Source organism: Pedobacter roseus (assembly GCF_014395225.1).
GTDB classification, from domain to species: Bacteria; Bacteroidota; Bacteroidia; order Sphingobacteriales; family Sphingobacteriaceae; genus Pedobacter; species Pedobacter roseus.
On record NZ_CP060723.1, the window covers coordinates 609,604 to 626,063 of the forward strand.

The window sequence follows — 16,460 nt, forward strand, 5'->3', positions numbered from 1 at the left end:
CTATTTTTCCATAATCTGGAAACCATTTGTTTGGTGCATACACAGGTGCACTTTTAACATTTAAATAAGCCCCCACCAACTAAAAGTACTATTGGAAATGATACAAATGTCTGCCTGCATTAAAAACTGAAAATCGATAATTTCCGTTGATCGGGAAATATATTTTTTATTCAGGTATCCAAATTCAGACTCTAAAAAATCTGTATCGTCGCTAATTAATATGTAATAATTGTTTTCGCTTTCAATGGCCGAAATTGCATTGTGATAATATTCTGCTGGTAATTGTATGTCATAGTGAAAATAGTCCGATCGTCTAACATGCATAACCACATATTTATATCCCTGGGGCAGATCGTTAAATATATTTCTAAAATCTGTCTGATATTTTTCTTTAATAACAAATTTGGCTTTTATTTCTTCTTTACAGTCAGCGAAATAATACTCTGATTGGAAAAAGCCGGTAAATAATTTCCGATCGTTCAGTTTTAAGCGCTCCAGCTGCGGCTCCAACTGATCTGATATATATACTTCTTCATAATTTAGGATTTTTTTTAACAACGCATAAAATTTTTGTTTGAGATAAACTGAAAAAAAACCATCAAACCCTTTTAAAGAAAATATCGTTTTATCTAAGTAATAGAAGATATCTTTTGTTTGTGCAAAATATTTGGGAATAAATAAAGACTGCAGTCTCCTGTCAAAATAAAACCTCGAATTTAGTTTTTTAGCGGTAGCGTAAGCAAAGGCATACTGGAATAACTGATTGCCCAATCTGCCTTGTAATTCAACACTAATCATTTAAACGTTTTTTAAACCAAAAACAGCCACAGCCCCAGCTTTGCTCATCTGCTTGTTTTTTGCTGGCATTTCTAATTATACCAATATTTTCAAACTTATCAGGAATCAAGGAAAACTCAATAAGTTCGAGTTTTGAAAAGTAAGAGATGATCTGATCATATGCGTAAATCCGGTGTGCGTTAAATGCTATTTTGGCTTTGCCAATCGGAGTAACTATAAGTAAAGTTCCATTAACAGCCAATACCCTAACCAATTCGTTAATTGCCTTGAGGTCGCCATCATAATCAATTTCGTCTCCATATCTTCCAAGTCCAATATGCTCAAGTGTATGCATACATGATAAAGAGTCGATCGTATTACTTCTGAATGGCAATTGTGTTAAATCAGCATGTTTGTTATCTAGTCCCTCCAGCTTAATTTCCGCAGGCCTGTAATCATAAAATTCTACGGGTATAAATGCAGATACTATGGTGCTAAAGTGTAAGATTGAAGAAATATCGACGTGTTTTTTTGGTTGGGTTTTCGCTAAAATTCTCGCTGCCCATGCAGGATGATAAGTATAGTGAGGTTCTATTTCGGTGATAGATGTTCGGTCATCTAATAATGGGTAATGATCGTAATTTTGATTGAATCTGAGATTAGTATTTCCTTCACTCAATCGGAAATTAGCTAAGTCAGCATTAAAAGTTTCAACTTTTTTTCTAAACAATTTTCTTAAAGTGAAATAACCATACAGCTTTCCTACTGCAGTATAACGAAGTTTATTTTTAATTTTTCTTAACAATTTTTTCTTTGATGATTTTTTAAGGAAAAATTTATCTTTTCCGGGTTATTATTGTTGATATTTTATGGCTGATTTTTCTAACAATTTGTTTTTTGATTGAAGGTATTGGCACTACATCAACTTTTAAATCTTCTGTAGCCAGGTTTTGAAGCAGAATACTAAATTCGTGCTTGTAGGATTTTGGAACGGCCAGTATAATATCGTTAAATACATAAATTTGACGTTCGGGGTAAGTGCTTGCATGATTTCAGCAAGATCAGGATAATCTGTTAACGAATGCGGATGATGAGGTGGAGATAAAAACAAACGAGCATCATCAATCATGATAAACAATTTGTTGAACAGATGTTTAAACCTGTTAATGATTTCCAACTCAACTAATAAGGGGCATTGATCTTTTTCGCCAAAAGAATGGTCACCGCACCAATGTGCATCGAGCCATAAAATGGCGTTATTTACTTTTGGAAGGAGATCTGGAAGTATACTTTTTGTATCGCCAAATAAAAGATTTACATTTCCCCTTGATTTTAGTCTTTCTTTAGTATAGTTATACCAATGTTCAGAAAATTCAATTGAATATACATTTTTGAAAACATTAGCTGACCATTCGGTAGTACCGCCTTGGTAGGTGCCGGTTTCTATAAAGTTGGTAATTTGATATTTTTCTTTTATAAATTCAACAAGCCTTTTATCAGGCCCCATTGTTATCGATCCCATTTCATTTTTCTAATTTCCAGTTAAATTTTTTTGCGAGAATCCCTGGTCTCTTTTCCGTCCAAAAGCTTGAAAAATCAAAACCGCCATTAATTTCAAAATATATTCTATCATTGTTATTATCAGGATCTATAATCCAAAACTGGTTAAATATTGCAACACCTAGGGAAATGTAGTATTTTCCCTCGTTCAACAAGTAAGGAGTAATGGAAGTTGTCAGTTTGATTTTGCCTTTTGGAAAGCTATTTTGAGTAATTGTGTCTGTGTGAAATGACCATAATAGGTTATTGCCATCAGCATCAAATAAGGAAAATCCTATTTGCAACGAGCTATTAGGTTCCAAAACTTCCCCCAAAATAGAAATTTCAACTTCTTCATTCAGGCTATATGAAGTTTTTTTAGTATTTATCATCATGGGTCTGAAATATTGATTTTTGTATTTTTCGCCATCAATATTAAGGCTGTTTGACAGTTCTCTATCTTCTGTAGTCAGGTATTTATTAATAACTTCAGATATAACATCCGACTTGTAACTCACAAGGCCATTTTTAAGTACTATTCCACTGTCGCAAAGTTGCTTTACGGCGCCCATATTATGGCTCACAAACAGCACAGTCCTGCCTTCTCCTTTACTCACTTCGCCCATTTTGCCCAAACATTTCTGTTGGAATTCTGCATCGCCGACCGCTAATACTTCATCAACAATTAAAATCTCACTTTCCAAATGGGCAGCAACTGCAAAAGCCAGGCGCACATACATGCCAGAGCTATATCTTTTAACCGGCGTATCTAAATAACGTTCTATACCTGCAAAATCTACAATTTCCTCCAATTTACGCTGGATTTCTTTTTTGCGCATGCCTAAAATAGCACCATTGAGAAATATGTTTTCACGGCCACTGAGTTCTGGATGAAAACCTGTTCCAACTTCAAGTAAACTCGCTATACGGCCTTTACCAGAGATTTTCCCAGTGGTTGGGGCAGTTACTTTACTTAAAATTTTAAGCAAAGTACTTTTTCCTGCACCGTTTCTGCCAATAATGCCAACTGCGTCTCCTTGTTCAATTTCAAAATTAATATCCTTTAAACTCCACACTACATCACTTGCGCTTTTGGTGTTTTGATCGTTGCTTTCACCAATCCGTAGAAAAGGATCTTCCTTACCCCGAATGCGGGCATACCAACGCTCTAAATCCCGGCTAATCGTTCCGGTTCCAATTTGGCCTAACTGATAAGCTTTGCTAAGATTTTCTACTTTTATAGCGATGTTCGACATTTAAAATATGCTTAAAGTCATGCTTTCCATCATCCATATTACATCTTCGATTTCCCATTTATACCGTATCAACAAAATTGCGCTCTACTTTATTGAAAACTACTGTACCAATCAACAATAAAAAAATCGTAACAATCGTTGCATAGCCTAAACTAAACCAGCTAAAGCTGCCTTCGCCAAGAAAACCATACCGAAATGTTTCTATAATAGGAGTCATTGAATTATATTCGATTATCCAGGCGTAAGCAGGATATTTGTTTATCGCCTCAGATAAAGGGTAAATTACCGTGGTGGCATACATCAATAACTGTACACCAAAACTGATCAGGAATGCAAGATCCCTATACTTTGTGGTCATAGCAGAAATAATCATTCCTGCACCCAAACCCAATAAAGCCATTAATACTACGATGACTGGAAATAGGCAAATTGCCCAGCTTATGTTAAAGTTGGCACCAGCGAAATAATAATAAGCCATTAAAATGAGAAACAAAAGCATTTGTACTCCAAAACGCACCAGGTTACTCACCACTATACTCAAAGGCATAATTAATCTAGGAAAATAAACCTTGCCAAAAATACCTGCATTATCTCTGAAAACAGAAGATGTTTTGGTTAAACAGTCTGCAAAATAGTTCCAGGCCGTGATGCCTGCCATGTAAAATAGGGGTTTAGGTAATCCATCTGTTGATATACCTGCTAAATTGCCAAATATAAAGGTAAAGATGATTGTGGTAAATAAAGGTTGAATAAAAAACCAGAGTGGGCCTAAAATAGTCTGTTTGTAAAAGGAAACAAAGTCCCTTCTTACCAATAGTACCAATAAATCCCGATAGGCCCAAACCTCATTCAGCTTTAAGTCGAGCAAGGAAGATTTAGCCTCAATGGTCCACTGTTGCTCTTCTTTAACCATAAATTTTTGGCTTATCAATTCCTGTATATTGTTCTAGATTTACTTTTTGGGTAGGATTGATCGCCCCGTTTAAAAGCAAGTTTTTTATAGATTGAAGGTAAGGTGCATATCCAAATGTCTCCATGCATTTTTCCTGTAACTTCTTTTTTTCGCTTTCAGTATGCTTATGCTTTAATAAATTGCAGATGCTGTTTAAAATGCCTTCCTGATCATCGGGATCGACGAGAACACCAAGCGTTCCGCCCTTAAGCGCATCTACACTTCCATCTTTATTGCCTGCAATAACCCTGAGGCCGCTGGCCAGTGCTTCAATAAATACAATCCCAAAACCTTCTTTTTTACTGGGTAGGATAAACATGTCAGACAGTAAAAAGTGTTCGGTAATTTCTGTTTCATCAATAAAACCGACCATTCTAATGTGATCCTGAAGGTTATTGTTGATGATCAGTTCGTCCAGTCTTTTCTTCTCAATTGCATCCCACTTACCCCCTAATAAATAAACCAGAGTTGGATATTTTTCTAATAGGTTCGGTAAAAGCTCAATGGTGTGATCGTATCCTTTATATTTTTCAGAAGAAGATAGGCGTGATAATGAAAACAAGATTATATTTTCATCATTTAAACGGTACCTATTCAATAATTCTTTCGGTTTTTCAAACTGTGTAGAAAGGTGATAAAATGGGTCGAGGCAATTGTTCAATATTTCAATTTTATCGACTGGGATATGGTGCATATCCATTATCTTTTGAGCAGTAAAATTGCTGACGCAGATGATTTTATCCAGTTGGTTTAAAATTTTTAGCTTAGGATCTGACAATTTTTTCCATATCTCTATTCCATGAGCCAGCAGATATATTTTTTTATTGGGATGTATTTTTTTAATGAAATAAACAATATTGATTAAATGGATATGGCTGAGTAAAATAACGTCGGCTTTTAATCCACTTAAAAAAGAATGAACTACAAATCTTTCTTTTTTTCCGCCAAAACCTTGAAACTGTTGTTTGCTCAGGTACCTCGAATCGCGGTCTGTATTTTTATCGTACATCGAATATACGGTAGATTGAACAATTTCTTCCTCGCTCAGATCGTATAAAACACGTGATAAACTTCGACACACTTTTTCAATGCCGCCTGTTAAGCTAAAAGTTTTAAGTGTTAAAAATAATACTTTAACTGGCATGGTAAGTCCGGTATAAAGCTAAAGCTGAGCTCCAGTGCAGTTTGTTTTCTCCAAAGCTTTTCATGAGCGATTTTGCCCTTTTGTTGTGGTAGCGTGATGGATCTGCAATATCGCTGTTTTTCCTCATCCACTCCTGAAAAGGGAAGGTGAAACCCATCTTAGATCTTTTCCATGTTTCAACCGGCAAATCTTCCTTATATGCCTCTACCAAAAGTTTCTTTTTTTGTTCGTAGCTGAATTTGATTTCTGTTGAGATGGAAAGCACAAGGTCGACAAACTTGCGGTCGAGAAAGGGGACCCTCACTTCAACGCCATGGCTCATGCTCATAAAATCGGTATCTTTTAATAACTGATTTTGCATGTACATGTTAAATTCGAACCAGCTTGCCCGGGTTTCGTTACTGGTTTTTTTGATGCCGGGCTGCAGTGGAATTTCTTCCAGGCAATCGATAACGGTTCGCATGTCGATATCCAGTAACTCCGCTATTACATCTGGAGAATAAACGCCCCTCAAACATAAATACTCACCAATGGGAGAATTTAGGCTGAGATAATATAATCTTTTGTACTTGGTATTGTTGGAGAAACGCATGCTTCGTAAAACACTTTTACTTAACCAGTTTAAGTTTTGTATTTTATGGATCCGGTCAAAAGAGGGGTACCCGCCAAAAAGTTCGTCGGCCCCAAGGCCAGAAAGTACCACTTTAATTCCCTGTTCTTTTGCCGTTTTACATACAAACCAGGTGTTAATCCCATCGTTGGTGGGCTGATCCATATTGCTTAAAACGGTCTCAAAATTCTGTACAAAATCGCGGTAGGTGATGAGTTTTTCTATTTTTTGTACCTCAATTTTTTGAAGCAAGCTATTGCGTTGTTTGTTTTCTGAAAAATCTATTTCATCAAAATTGGCCGAAATGCACGACAGTTTTCTGCCATTATGCTGATTGGCCAAAATGGTAATAATGCTCGAATCGAGACCTCCGCTAAACAGTACGCCAACATCAACATCAGAAATCATTTGCTGTTTAATGGAGTTCCTCAATTGTTCGCGGATGAGCTCGATGGCATAACTTTCATTTCTAATGTTTGAAGTGCTTTCAAATTCATGATAGGATTGTATGAAGTGTTCGGCGCTTCTGACATGATATTTTAGAAAACAGCCTTTGCCCAAGCTATAGACGTTTTTTATCGTGGTGTAAGGTTCGGGAATATGACCAAATGCAAGATAGTAAATCCTCCAATTTTCATTCTCTTGTGAGATATTGGCATATTTAAATGCTTTTACTTCAGAAGCAAAAGTTAAGGTTTCATTGTTAAAATGGTAATACAATGGCTTTATCCCATTCTGATCGCGAACCAGATACACACATTGTTGCCTTTTATCATAAATACAGAAAGCAAAAATCCCATCCAATCTTTCGAAAGCACTTTCGCCCCAGTGTTGATAGGCATAAAGTATTACTTCCGTATCTGTTTGAGTTTTGAATATATATCCTAAATTGATTAATTCAATCCTGATTTTTTGATAGTTGTAAATTTCGCCATTGTAGGTAATTGCAATATCTTCTTTATGGCTTACCAAAGGTTGGCGACCATTGCTGCTGAGGTCTAAAATAGCTAATCTCCGATTGCCCAAACAAACAGATTCGTTACCAGCCATGTAGATACCATGGTCGTCTGGTCCGCCATGCTGCATACTATCGCACATGGCTTTTACCTGTTGGTTAACTTTTTCTAAAGAATTTTTGCTATTTATAATACCTGCTATACGGCACATCAGTATTTTGATCTCGACGAATTTTCAATGTTATAGATTGCGCTGGATACAGCTTCGCCCTTTCAGTCACATTTTATATTCAAAATGAACCGATTATTTTTATGAATAAACCGGTGCCTAAACATCGGTATTTATTAATTTAACTTTTATTTACCCATCTCCACATCATCCCCACTCTATTTTTACATTTCTACAACGGTTCTACAAAAGCTATCGATGTATTGATATTAATCGAATAGCCCATATTTTGTAAACGCAAAATAATACGCTGTTTGTTTTGTAAAGATACCAGTTCGGCAATTATCCCCTTAAAAGGCCCGGCCTTAATCAATACTCTTTCTCCTGGTTTTATATCATAATCAATAAGCTCAAGATCTGCATCTGTAGCGAGTAAGAGTTTAAGATCATTAATTTGTTGGTCAGGGATAGAGGCGATTTGGCTGGAGAAATAAATAAACCTGGCAACACCATTGGTCATTAAAACTTCAGCATATTCTTTAGCCGAAATATAAGCAAACAGATACGATTTTATCAAGGGCTCCTCTACGATTTTTTTACGATCGCTCCATTGTTTAACTGTCTTTTTTAGAGGTAAATAGCTTAAAATCCCTTTTCTGTTTAATTCTTCATGAGCTTTTTTTTCTGCCCTCGAACGCGTATAAACCGGATACCACCTGTAATTTTGATCAACCATTAAGCTTAAGCTTTACCCTTTTTTCTTCCAAAACTCCCACCAGCTCTTTTCATCATCGTAATAGCCACTTTTTCCATACCCGGTATAATTCGAATAGTAATAAGTTCCTGTATTGCTATGGGCATAGTTAGTGGTGTAGATATTGGCATGTAATTTTTCATCACCAAATGAATTTAAGATGATGGCAATGTTATTAAGCCCGTATTCTTTTGATAAGCGATCGGGGATGGTTGCAGCCCTGAATTTCGAAACACCCGAACGGATTATAAAAAGATTCACATCCGCTTTTCTGATCAACGGTATCGAGTCTGATACCAGTCCAACGGGGGCTGTATCTATAATGATATATTCATAGGTTTCCCTAAGTTTTTCGATGAGTGTTTCCATTGCTTTGTGGTGCAAAAGCTCTGAAGGGTTTGGCGGTACCGGCCCCGAGGTAATGTAATCGATGTTGTGCCTTTCATCTGTAAAGATAATATCGGATAAGCCAGCCTGTTTAGATAAATAACTGCTTAAACCAATCCGGTTATCAGAACCAAAAGCATGGTGAAGTTTTGATTTACGTAAATCAGCAGCTATAATGATTACTTTTTTCTCAATAATAGAGAGTGTACCGGCAAGATTTAAGCTGACGAACGATTTTCCTTCACCCGAAACTTCAGAAGTGATGCAGATTACCTTGGTATCCTGATCACTTGCCATAAAGCTTAAGTTTGTTCTGACAGATCTAACGGATTCGGCAAATATTGATTTTGGCCGCTCAATTGATAAAACACTTTCACCTGGCTGAACCTTTTTCGGATATTTTAAAATTACACCAATAATCGGTGTTGCGGTTAAGCCTTCGATGGTTTCAATATCGTAGAGATACGGATTTAGAATCCTGACCAATAAAATTAAGCCCAGGCCCGAAAATAAGCCCATAAACAGGTAAGAAGAATAAATCTTTTTAGGGACCGGAGAAATAGGATAAAAAGAAGGCTGAGCTACACTGATAATGGTAGCACCGGCTATCACCGCTGCAGAGCTGATCTGCGCTGAGAGTTTTCTTTCAAACAACATCGAGAACATCCGTTGGTTGATATCAAAGTTACTCTGCAACTTGGCGAAATCATTTTGTTTGGCCGGTATGCTACCAAGTGCCTGATTGGCCTGGCCAATCTGTCCGTTAATATAACTAATGGTTTTTTGGTTGCGCTCGTGGAGTAACCGGATATTGGTTACAATGGCCTGTTTTACTTCATTAATCTGTCGGTTAATATCCTGAATAGGCTGTGCATCGGCATTGAAATTTTGTAATTTATTTTCCCGGTTCAGAATAAGCCCGTTAAGTTGGGTAATCAAACCAGTCAACAGCGTACTATTGGTACCTTCCAGGTTAAGGTTAAGTTGTATTCGGTCTTTATTGTTTTTTACCTGGGTTTCTAATTGTTGAATGCCAAGTTCCTGCAATTGAAGTTCGGCAATCTGGTTTTGTAAATTACTAAGTTTCGAACTGCTTATTTGCTTGTCGCTATTTGGATCGATTAGTTTATTATTGCTTTGAAAAGCAGAGAGTTTATTGCCTGATTTATTAACCTGTGCATCCAGAAATGCAATCTGGCTATCTAAATAATCAATGGTTTGTTTGGCTGATCTTTTTTTGAGCTGAGCATCATTCTTTACATATTGTTTGATGATCTCGTTGAGCACATTCGCAGAAAATACCGGATTGCTGTCCGTATGGGTAACGCCCATGATATTGGTGTTTTTCTCCTGTTCAAATACGTTTAATCCTCCTGCAGCCCTACCATACAAATCTCTAACCCCGTTGAATTTGAAACTATAATTGCCGGCAGAAGGGATTTCGGTTTTAACCGTGAATACCATATTCCCGGCATTAATTGCCTGACCATACCGATATTTTTTTGCATTCTTGTTATTATCGTCGCTACTGAATAACTCGAAAGTTTTGCTATCAACTGGTTTAACCGAATAGGTGGCCCTACTGAAATTAACAGAATCCTGGGTTAAAATATCTACCTGAAAAGGTTGTTTAGGATAAAGTTCGGTTACGCGTACCCTTCCTTCTAAATAATAACTGATTTTATAATCAAGATTTTTTAACGCGTTTAAAATTACATCTTCCGAGCGCATAATAATCCCTTCAGTCTGTATCTGATTCTGATTAAAAGGACGGTAATTTATCGGTGAACCAGGAAGCGAAGCCATCTGTTGCTGCTGATCGCCATCTAATTTTAGCGAAGCAGAAGTAATATAAATAGGGGTAATACTGCGCACGTATAACCAGGCCAGAATAAAACTGATCAGTACTGTTCCCGCAACCCAATACCATCTGCTCAGGAAAATCAGGGCAATTTTCCAATAATTAATGGTCTGGCTGGCTAACTTGTTATTTTCGGTTGGTGTCGTATTATCCATTAGCGGGTGAGGGTAAAGATTAGTACAGCAAGATTGACTACTACAAGAAAGGGCTGTACAATATTGTTTACACTTGTTAACTTTTCGCTAAGTGCAGCACTTTTGGTTTGCTGAAGTACAATGATGTCGTTATTTTGAAGCACAAGCTTTTTACTCGCCAAACTATTGATATCATTTAGGTTAACATAGATGATTTCCGGATGACTTCTGTCACCGCGGATGATTTTGAGTGTTTTAGGATCTGCTGTTTTGTTTATGCCACCTGCTTCACCAATAATGTCAATGAGGGTTGTATTTTCCCGCTCCAGTAAGAAATTACCTTGTCGGCCAAATTCGCCTAATAAGGTAACCTTTAAATTTACCACGCTAAGTTCTATAATCGGATCGCGCAGTAGTTGTTTGGCATATAGATCTTGTATTTTTATTGCTGCATCCCTTCTGCTCAGGCCTAACACCTCTACTTTACCGATAGCGGGCAGGTTTACTTTTCCATCAGTATCTACCAGGTAAGAAAGTGTGTTATTAATGGTTCCACTTGCTGTTTGATTGAATCCTGTACTATTGCTGGATGATGTGTTAGCGCCAAATTCTTTATTTTGCAAATTTCGGATCGCCAATTGATCATTCACCTTTATTTTATAATAAGCATCACTAATGCCCTGATCATTTACCACATACACCTGTTTAATGGTGTCGGTAACAATATCACTTGCCGCATTAAACAGACTATGCTCTTTACGCGAGGCACAGCTTACAAACATGGCGCAAACAGATAAGATGCAAAGGAATTTTATAATTGCTTTTGTTGGGATCATAATCAGGAATCGGGATGTATCAGGATTGCCAATGGCAATACACTCAAATATGGGTTAAAGATGCTTAAAAAAAAGTTAAAGTGGAAGCAGGCCACCTTTAAAATAGTTATTTACAGTATAAGAAAAAAATATGAACTTATAATCATGATTTGCAATTTGGCGAAAAAACAGGTATTTCATCATTTAAGTAACGAAATCATAAAAATCGTTATTATGCTTGTGTTTTGACAAAAATAATTTTGAAAATGTTGTTGTTGAAATAAATTTCGCTTCATCACTATTTGAGCGTTAAGATACACGATCTATTGAAACGCTTTTATCAAATCAAGATCTTTGATTTCATCCTGTTTATTGATATATTCTAGTCCAATTTCAATTTTCTGGAGAGTAGCGCGTAACATTATTGTTCTTTCTTTTAAAATGAAAAAAAACAAGCATTGAGGAAGAAAAGAGTAACAGATAAATATTTGTATCTAAAGGACATACAATAGTAAATCCATTTTTTGATGGATTGTGCACCGTTGATGCATAATCGAGCTTGTTAATGTCACAGCCAATCGCAACTGTGTTACTAGAGCCATCCGGGCTTGGTCCGTAAAAGTCATTACCACCACTTACACATCCTTCCGGGGCAGAAGTATCATCGCTAAATATATAACGATATTCATTAGCGTTATTAGCGTTATTTGGATCATCAATATATACGGTTCTAATGTACCTGGTATACATTCTGCCACCAACAAGGCAGCCGCTTGGGGGTGCAGGAATACTGCTTTTGGGAATTGAAGCCAAACAACTTAAACTGCACAACAAACCCATACAAATTATTGTAACGGCTATACCGAAAAATTTACGCATCTTCTAGAAATAAACGACTATTGCTGCAAATATAAGATTTTATAAGGCTAAGCCCTAAGATTTTATAATTGAAAAGGTATTGTTAAATTCTTGCTGTAATAGAATATTATGAAAATAGCATAAAATATTGCCTGATTCACTCGTATACTCATAAATAATGATCAAAAAAAATATTTATTGTATGATTTTATTTACTTATGAGTATTTTTAAAATGCTTTTTATAATCTTTAGGGCAAATTATTCCTAATGATGCCTAAACCCATATTATTATCTTTAATTTTTTTTGCTATTTCTTTTACTGCCACCGCTCAAACAGGCTGTTTAGTTTTAAATTACGATAGTCCTGACTACAGTAAGGTTTTCAATGCAGTTAGTTCCGGCACCGTTTACAAAACTGGTAATGGTGTGAATTTTGTTTTATATGAAGGGGTTTGTGGACCACATACTTACGTTTCAATATCCGGATCATCGCAAGGAACTTGCACATTGTTAGGCGACTCGATGCATACTGGTCAGATTTATACTGTTTCACAAACTTTTCAAGCTCCATGTGGGGTGCCAATTGATGATTATGTTGTTTTTTTGCTCTTGCCGGTTTCTCTTATTGGCGTTTGGTCTTTCAAAAAACAATCTTTTAGTTTTTCAAAACAGCTAATCAAATCATAATCATCATAACCAAGAGCTTTATCATCTCAGCGGATTAGGATAATGACGTAATTAATAATTTTACTAAGATCCTCTGTTCATTTTGTTCATGATAATTGTCAATAGTTCGATTATGGTGGTAATCCTGCCTAAATTTATAGAATATCGCTTTAATTATCATTAGGTTAAGTTTTTGATCAAATTATAGTAGCCAGAGGCGCTGTGATTTATTTTTCTAATGTCTTTTTCAAAAACCAAGTCAATAAAGGAGGGGTATATGCCTCTTTTTATTTGCAATATTTGCATTAAATGTAGTTTTAAAGCTACTGATTTTTGGTTTTTATGAAGTTTTTATTGTCTGTCTCTATCCTTATTTTAGGATCTTTTTTTAATCTATCATTTGCTCAAACTACTGGAAAAGGATGTAATATTGGCGATAATGTTGCCACTATCTATCTTGGACAGTCCACATATTATGGCAACAGTAATGTTATCGTGCAGGTTTATAGCAATGCTAATATTGTAAATATAGCCAGGGGCCAGGGTTGGGCTGGTTATAGATGTGGCTCAATTAATGTTTATGATGCACTTACTAAAAATAATGTATCGTACCCTGCAGTAAATGAAGTAATTCGTGACTATAAAGATATTCCAGCAAATCGATGTGTCGCAGTAACATCATATAGTGCCGACATTACAAGTGCTACTGGAGAGGGGTTTGAACTGGACTATAGTTATAATAATCCTGCTTATTATTCAAATAGCGATCCTAACTATCCTTGCAATGCGCCCACCAATAACCTGCCATTAGATCAAAGCATTATCTTTATGCTTTTGCCGCTAGGCTTTTTTGGCTTTTGGAAAGTAAGACAAGTTGTATTATAGTGAGAGACAAACCTTTAGTCGAGTTATTGAACAAAACGAACGTAGTTTGTAGTTATTAACAGTAGTAACTTCGTGTATTCACTAAAAATGATACATGAGAAGTTTCTACTTTTGGGTTTTAATCTTTGTTGCTCCAGTGCTTTCGTATGCACAAGGAACAGTAACTGGGTGTAAGGTAATGGGAGGAAACGTAATATACACTAGTTCTACACAGTATCTTTTGGGTGTTGATCTTGGTGGAGGAATAAGTTTGGGTTTAGGGTCCTATGTATATAATCTAAATCCAAATATCAATACAAATGTTTCTTGTACATTGAGTTGGGCGAGTAATGTTGTTGTTCAGTCTAGTGGTGGTTGCGTTTATGGAAGTCCATCTGTGTCATTGCCTGGCTTAGCGGCTGTATGCTCAAATTGTTTGTATGGAGATCTGGTTACCTATATACCAACAGTACAATGCAATCTCGACGACTATTCCTGGACCCTGGGTGCCGCTGCTGGTCTCTTCGGTATATTTGTAATTAGAAGAAGAAATAAACCATGACAAATTTTCAATCTGCTTAAACCACCAGGTTGGTATTTCAATTTCTTATATTTACCACAATTTTTTGCCTTCATCCCAAAAGAAAGCCAAAGAATCCCATTTGGTAAGTCATGAAAATATCCCTCATCACCGTAATTTATAATGGCGAAGCCTTTTTACAGGAGTGTTTTAATTCTGTGATCCAACAGAATTATCCTGATGTAGAATATATTGTAATTGACGGAGGATCAACAGATAAAACGCTGAGTATCATTAGTCAGAACCAATCTCATATCGGTTATTTTATTTCGGAGAAAGATAAAGGGCTTTACGATGCCATTAATAAAGGGATTCAAAAAGCTGCAGGTGATATTATCGGAGTTTTGAATGCGGATGATATGTTTGCAAGTAACGATGTGTTAACTTCAGTTGCGAAAACTTTTATGGCCAATCCAACAATTGATGGACTTTATGGTGACCTGGATTATATTCATCCGGATACAAATAAAGTGATTAGAAAGTGGCGGTCAAAACAAACAACCCTTACTGATTTAAAAAGAGGGTGGATGCCTGCTCATCCAACTTTATACCTTAGAAAGGAACTTTTTGAAAAATACGGAATCTATGCTCTTGATTTAGGTACTGCTGCCGATTACGAACTGATATTACGGTATTTTTATACCCATCGAATAAAGACAGTATATCTGCCGCTGTTAATGGTGAAGATGCGGATGGGTGGGTTAAGCAATCAATCGTTAAAAAGCAGGTATTATGCTTTTATTAATGATTATAAGGCATTAAAAAGAAACAAAGTGCCAAATCCATTTTTTGTGTTGTTTAAAAAGAAACTCAGCAAACTCGGCCAGTTTTAGTGTTCTAACAAGAAAGCACTATAAAAGTACGCTTGAGGTAGAAAAGCTATTCTCTGAACAATAAAATGAATATCTGCTTTATCCATCTATGTTGCGATTTGATTAATATCATGTTAAACATTATATAATCACCTTTAATGTATCGGAGTATGTTTATCTTTGCTTGTAAGTCCCGAAAATTTTGTTTGAGCGCATCCTGCATACAAGTCCCATTTATTTTTATTTGGCCATTTTTACACTGGCCTTCTCTATTGTAATTTTAAGTATTCCAAGCGTAATTTATACTTCATTGAAGTATGGGCTTTTCGATAAAAATGATCTGCACCGTAAAACCCATAAACGCAATATTTCCCGTTTGGGTGGTTTGGCCATTGTAGGTAGTTTCACCATCAGTATCCTGCTCTTCTCATCGATCATTAATTTTAGGGAAGCCAATTTTTTAATTGCTTCAAGTATCATTCTCTCCGCATTGGGTTTAAAGGATGATGTTTATGGGACCAATACCAGTACCAAGTTTGTACTGCAGATTGTGGTTGCCTTTATCCTCGTATTCTTTGGTGCTTTCCGCCTAACCAGTTTATATGGAGTACTGGGCATTGGTGATATGGCACCTATTTACGGCGGACTTTTTTCCATCGCGCTGATTATTTTCCTCAACAATGCATTTAACCTCATTGATGGTATTGATGGACTGGCAGGCGGAATAGGTATTTTCACCAGTTTGACTTTCGGCCTGCTTTTTTCCTTAATGGGACAGATTCCTTATGCGTTTATAGCTTTTGCACTGGCAGGGGCGGTGGGAGGATTTGTAAAATACAACTGGTACCCGGCAAAGATTTTTATGGGCGATACCGGGGCTTTGATCATCGGACTTATTTCTGCGGCATTGGCCATCAAGTTTATTGAACTTAATAAGTTTACCGGCAAAAACCATCCTGCCTTTTATTCTGCACCCGCAATTGCAGTATCGATATTGATTGTACCGATATTCGATTCTTTAAGGGTTTTCACGGTAAGGATTATAAAAGGAAGATCGCCATTTAGGGGCGACCGTAACCACATTCACCACCGGTTGGAAAAACTGGGTTTAAAACCCAGTCTGATCGTCCTTTCTACTTTAGGGTTTAATATCATTATCCTCGCCGCCACTATGGCCCTTCAGCATCTGGGGAACTTCGTTTTAATCCTCATCATTATCGGTATCTGCATGGTATTCAATAGTGTGCTCACCATTAGCCTATTGCGAAAGGCAAAAAAATAGCGCTGGTTTATTTCCGGTTTTACTGCTTTTTGTCTTTTTTATC

The 16,460-nt window shown here is 36.5% G+C and carries 15 protein-coding genes; 4 read left to right on the forward strand and 11 right to left on the reverse strand.

What is annotated here, in order from left to right; translation table 11 throughout:
• Positions 1–60: 60 nt before the first annotated feature.
• The 11 genes from H9L23_RS02705 to H9L23_RS02755 form a co-directional block, all read right to left on the reverse strand.
• Positions 61–798, reverse strand: coding sequence for an alpha-1,2-fucosyltransferase (locus H9L23_RS02705; protein ID WP_187593555.1), 738 nt, complete (start codon positions 796–798; stop codon positions 61–63).
• Positions 791–1,582 (reverse strand): DUF268 domain-containing protein, encoded by a 792-nt coding sequence (locus tag H9L23_RS02710; RefSeq protein WP_223191033.1) that lies wholly within the window; start codon positions 1,580–1,582, stop codon positions 791–793. Before H9L23_RS02710 ends, H9L23_RS02705 begins: the two co-directional genes overlap by 8 nt.
• Positions 1,583–1,705: 123 nt before the next feature.
• Positions 1,706–2,284, reverse strand: a complete 579-nt coding sequence (locus tag H9L23_RS02715) for a class I SAM-dependent methyltransferase (protein WP_187593556.1) — start codon at positions 2,282–2,284, stop codon at positions 1,706–1,708.
• 16 nt (positions 2,285–2,300) lie between these two features.
• Complete coding sequence (locus H9L23_RS02720; protein WP_187593557.1) at positions 2,301–3,572, reverse strand: ABC transporter ATP-binding protein; 1,272 nt, start codon at positions 3,570–3,572, stop codon at positions 2,301–2,303.
• A gap of 58 nt (positions 3,573–3,630) precedes the next feature.
• Positions 3,631–4,485, reverse strand: coding sequence for an ABC transporter permease (locus tag H9L23_RS02725; protein WP_187593558.1), 855 nt, complete (start codon positions 4,483–4,485; stop codon positions 3,631–3,633).
• Positions 4,478–5,668 (reverse strand): glycosyltransferase family 4 protein, encoded by a 1,191-nt coding sequence (locus H9L23_RS02730; protein ID WP_187593559.1) that lies wholly within the window; start codon positions 5,666–5,668, stop codon positions 4,478–4,480. Before H9L23_RS02730 ends, H9L23_RS02725 begins: the two co-directional genes overlap by 8 nt.
• Complete coding sequence (gene asnB, locus H9L23_RS02735; RefSeq protein ID WP_187593560.1) at positions 5,658–7,445, reverse strand: asparagine synthase (glutamine-hydrolyzing); 1,788 nt, start codon at positions 7,443–7,445, stop codon at positions 5,658–5,660. Before asnB ends, H9L23_RS02730 begins: the two co-directional genes overlap by 11 nt.
• Positions 7,446–7,635: 190 nt before the next feature.
• Complete coding sequence (locus H9L23_RS02740; RefSeq protein ID WP_187593561.1) at positions 7,636–8,139, reverse strand: UpxY family transcription antiterminator; 504 nt, start codon at positions 8,137–8,139, stop codon at positions 7,636–7,638.
• 12 nt (positions 8,140–8,151) lie between these two features.
• Positions 8,152–10,560 carry a GumC family protein gene (locus H9L23_RS02745; RefSeq protein WP_187593562.1) on the reverse strand — a complete coding sequence of 803 codons (2,409 nt, stop codon included), beginning with the start codon at positions 10,558–10,560 and terminating at the stop codon, positions 8,152–8,154.
• Entirely contained in the window at positions 10,560–11,321 is a 762-nt protein-coding gene (locus H9L23_RS02750) for a polysaccharide biosynthesis/export family protein (protein ID WP_187593563.1), read from the reverse strand. Before H9L23_RS02750 ends, H9L23_RS02745 begins: the two co-directional genes overlap by 1 nt.
• A gap of 426 nt (positions 11,322–11,747) precedes the next feature.
• Entirely contained in the window at positions 11,748–12,233 is a 486-nt protein-coding gene (locus H9L23_RS02755; RefSeq protein ID WP_187593564.1) for a hypothetical protein, read from the reverse strand.
• A 247-nt stretch (positions 12,234–12,480) separates the two neighbouring features.
• Between H9L23_RS02755 and H9L23_RS02760 the strand changes: the two genes are divergently transcribed.
• The 4 genes from H9L23_RS02760 to H9L23_RS02775 all read left to right on the forward strand — a co-directional run bounded on the left by H9L23_RS02760 (position 12,481) and on the right by H9L23_RS02775 (position 16,417).
• A complete protein-coding gene (locus tag H9L23_RS02760) occupies positions 12,481–12,900 on the forward strand; it encodes a hypothetical protein (protein WP_187593565.1) in 420 nt (139 codons plus the stop codon).
• Positions 12,901–13,221: 321 nt separating this feature from the next.
• A complete protein-coding gene (locus H9L23_RS02765; protein ID WP_187593566.1) occupies positions 13,222–13,764 on the forward strand; it encodes a hypothetical protein in 543 nt (180 codons plus the stop codon).
• A gap of 651 nt (positions 13,765–14,415) precedes the next feature.
• Entirely contained in the window at positions 14,416–15,156 is a 741-nt protein-coding gene (locus H9L23_RS02770) for a glycosyltransferase family 2 protein (RefSeq protein WP_187593567.1), read from the forward strand.
• A 223-nt stretch (positions 15,157–15,379) separates the two neighbouring features.
• Entirely contained in the window at positions 15,380–16,417 is a 1,038-nt protein-coding gene (locus tag H9L23_RS02775; RefSeq protein WP_246474825.1) for an MraY family glycosyltransferase, read from the forward strand.
• Positions 16,418–16,460 lie beyond the last annotated feature (43 nt).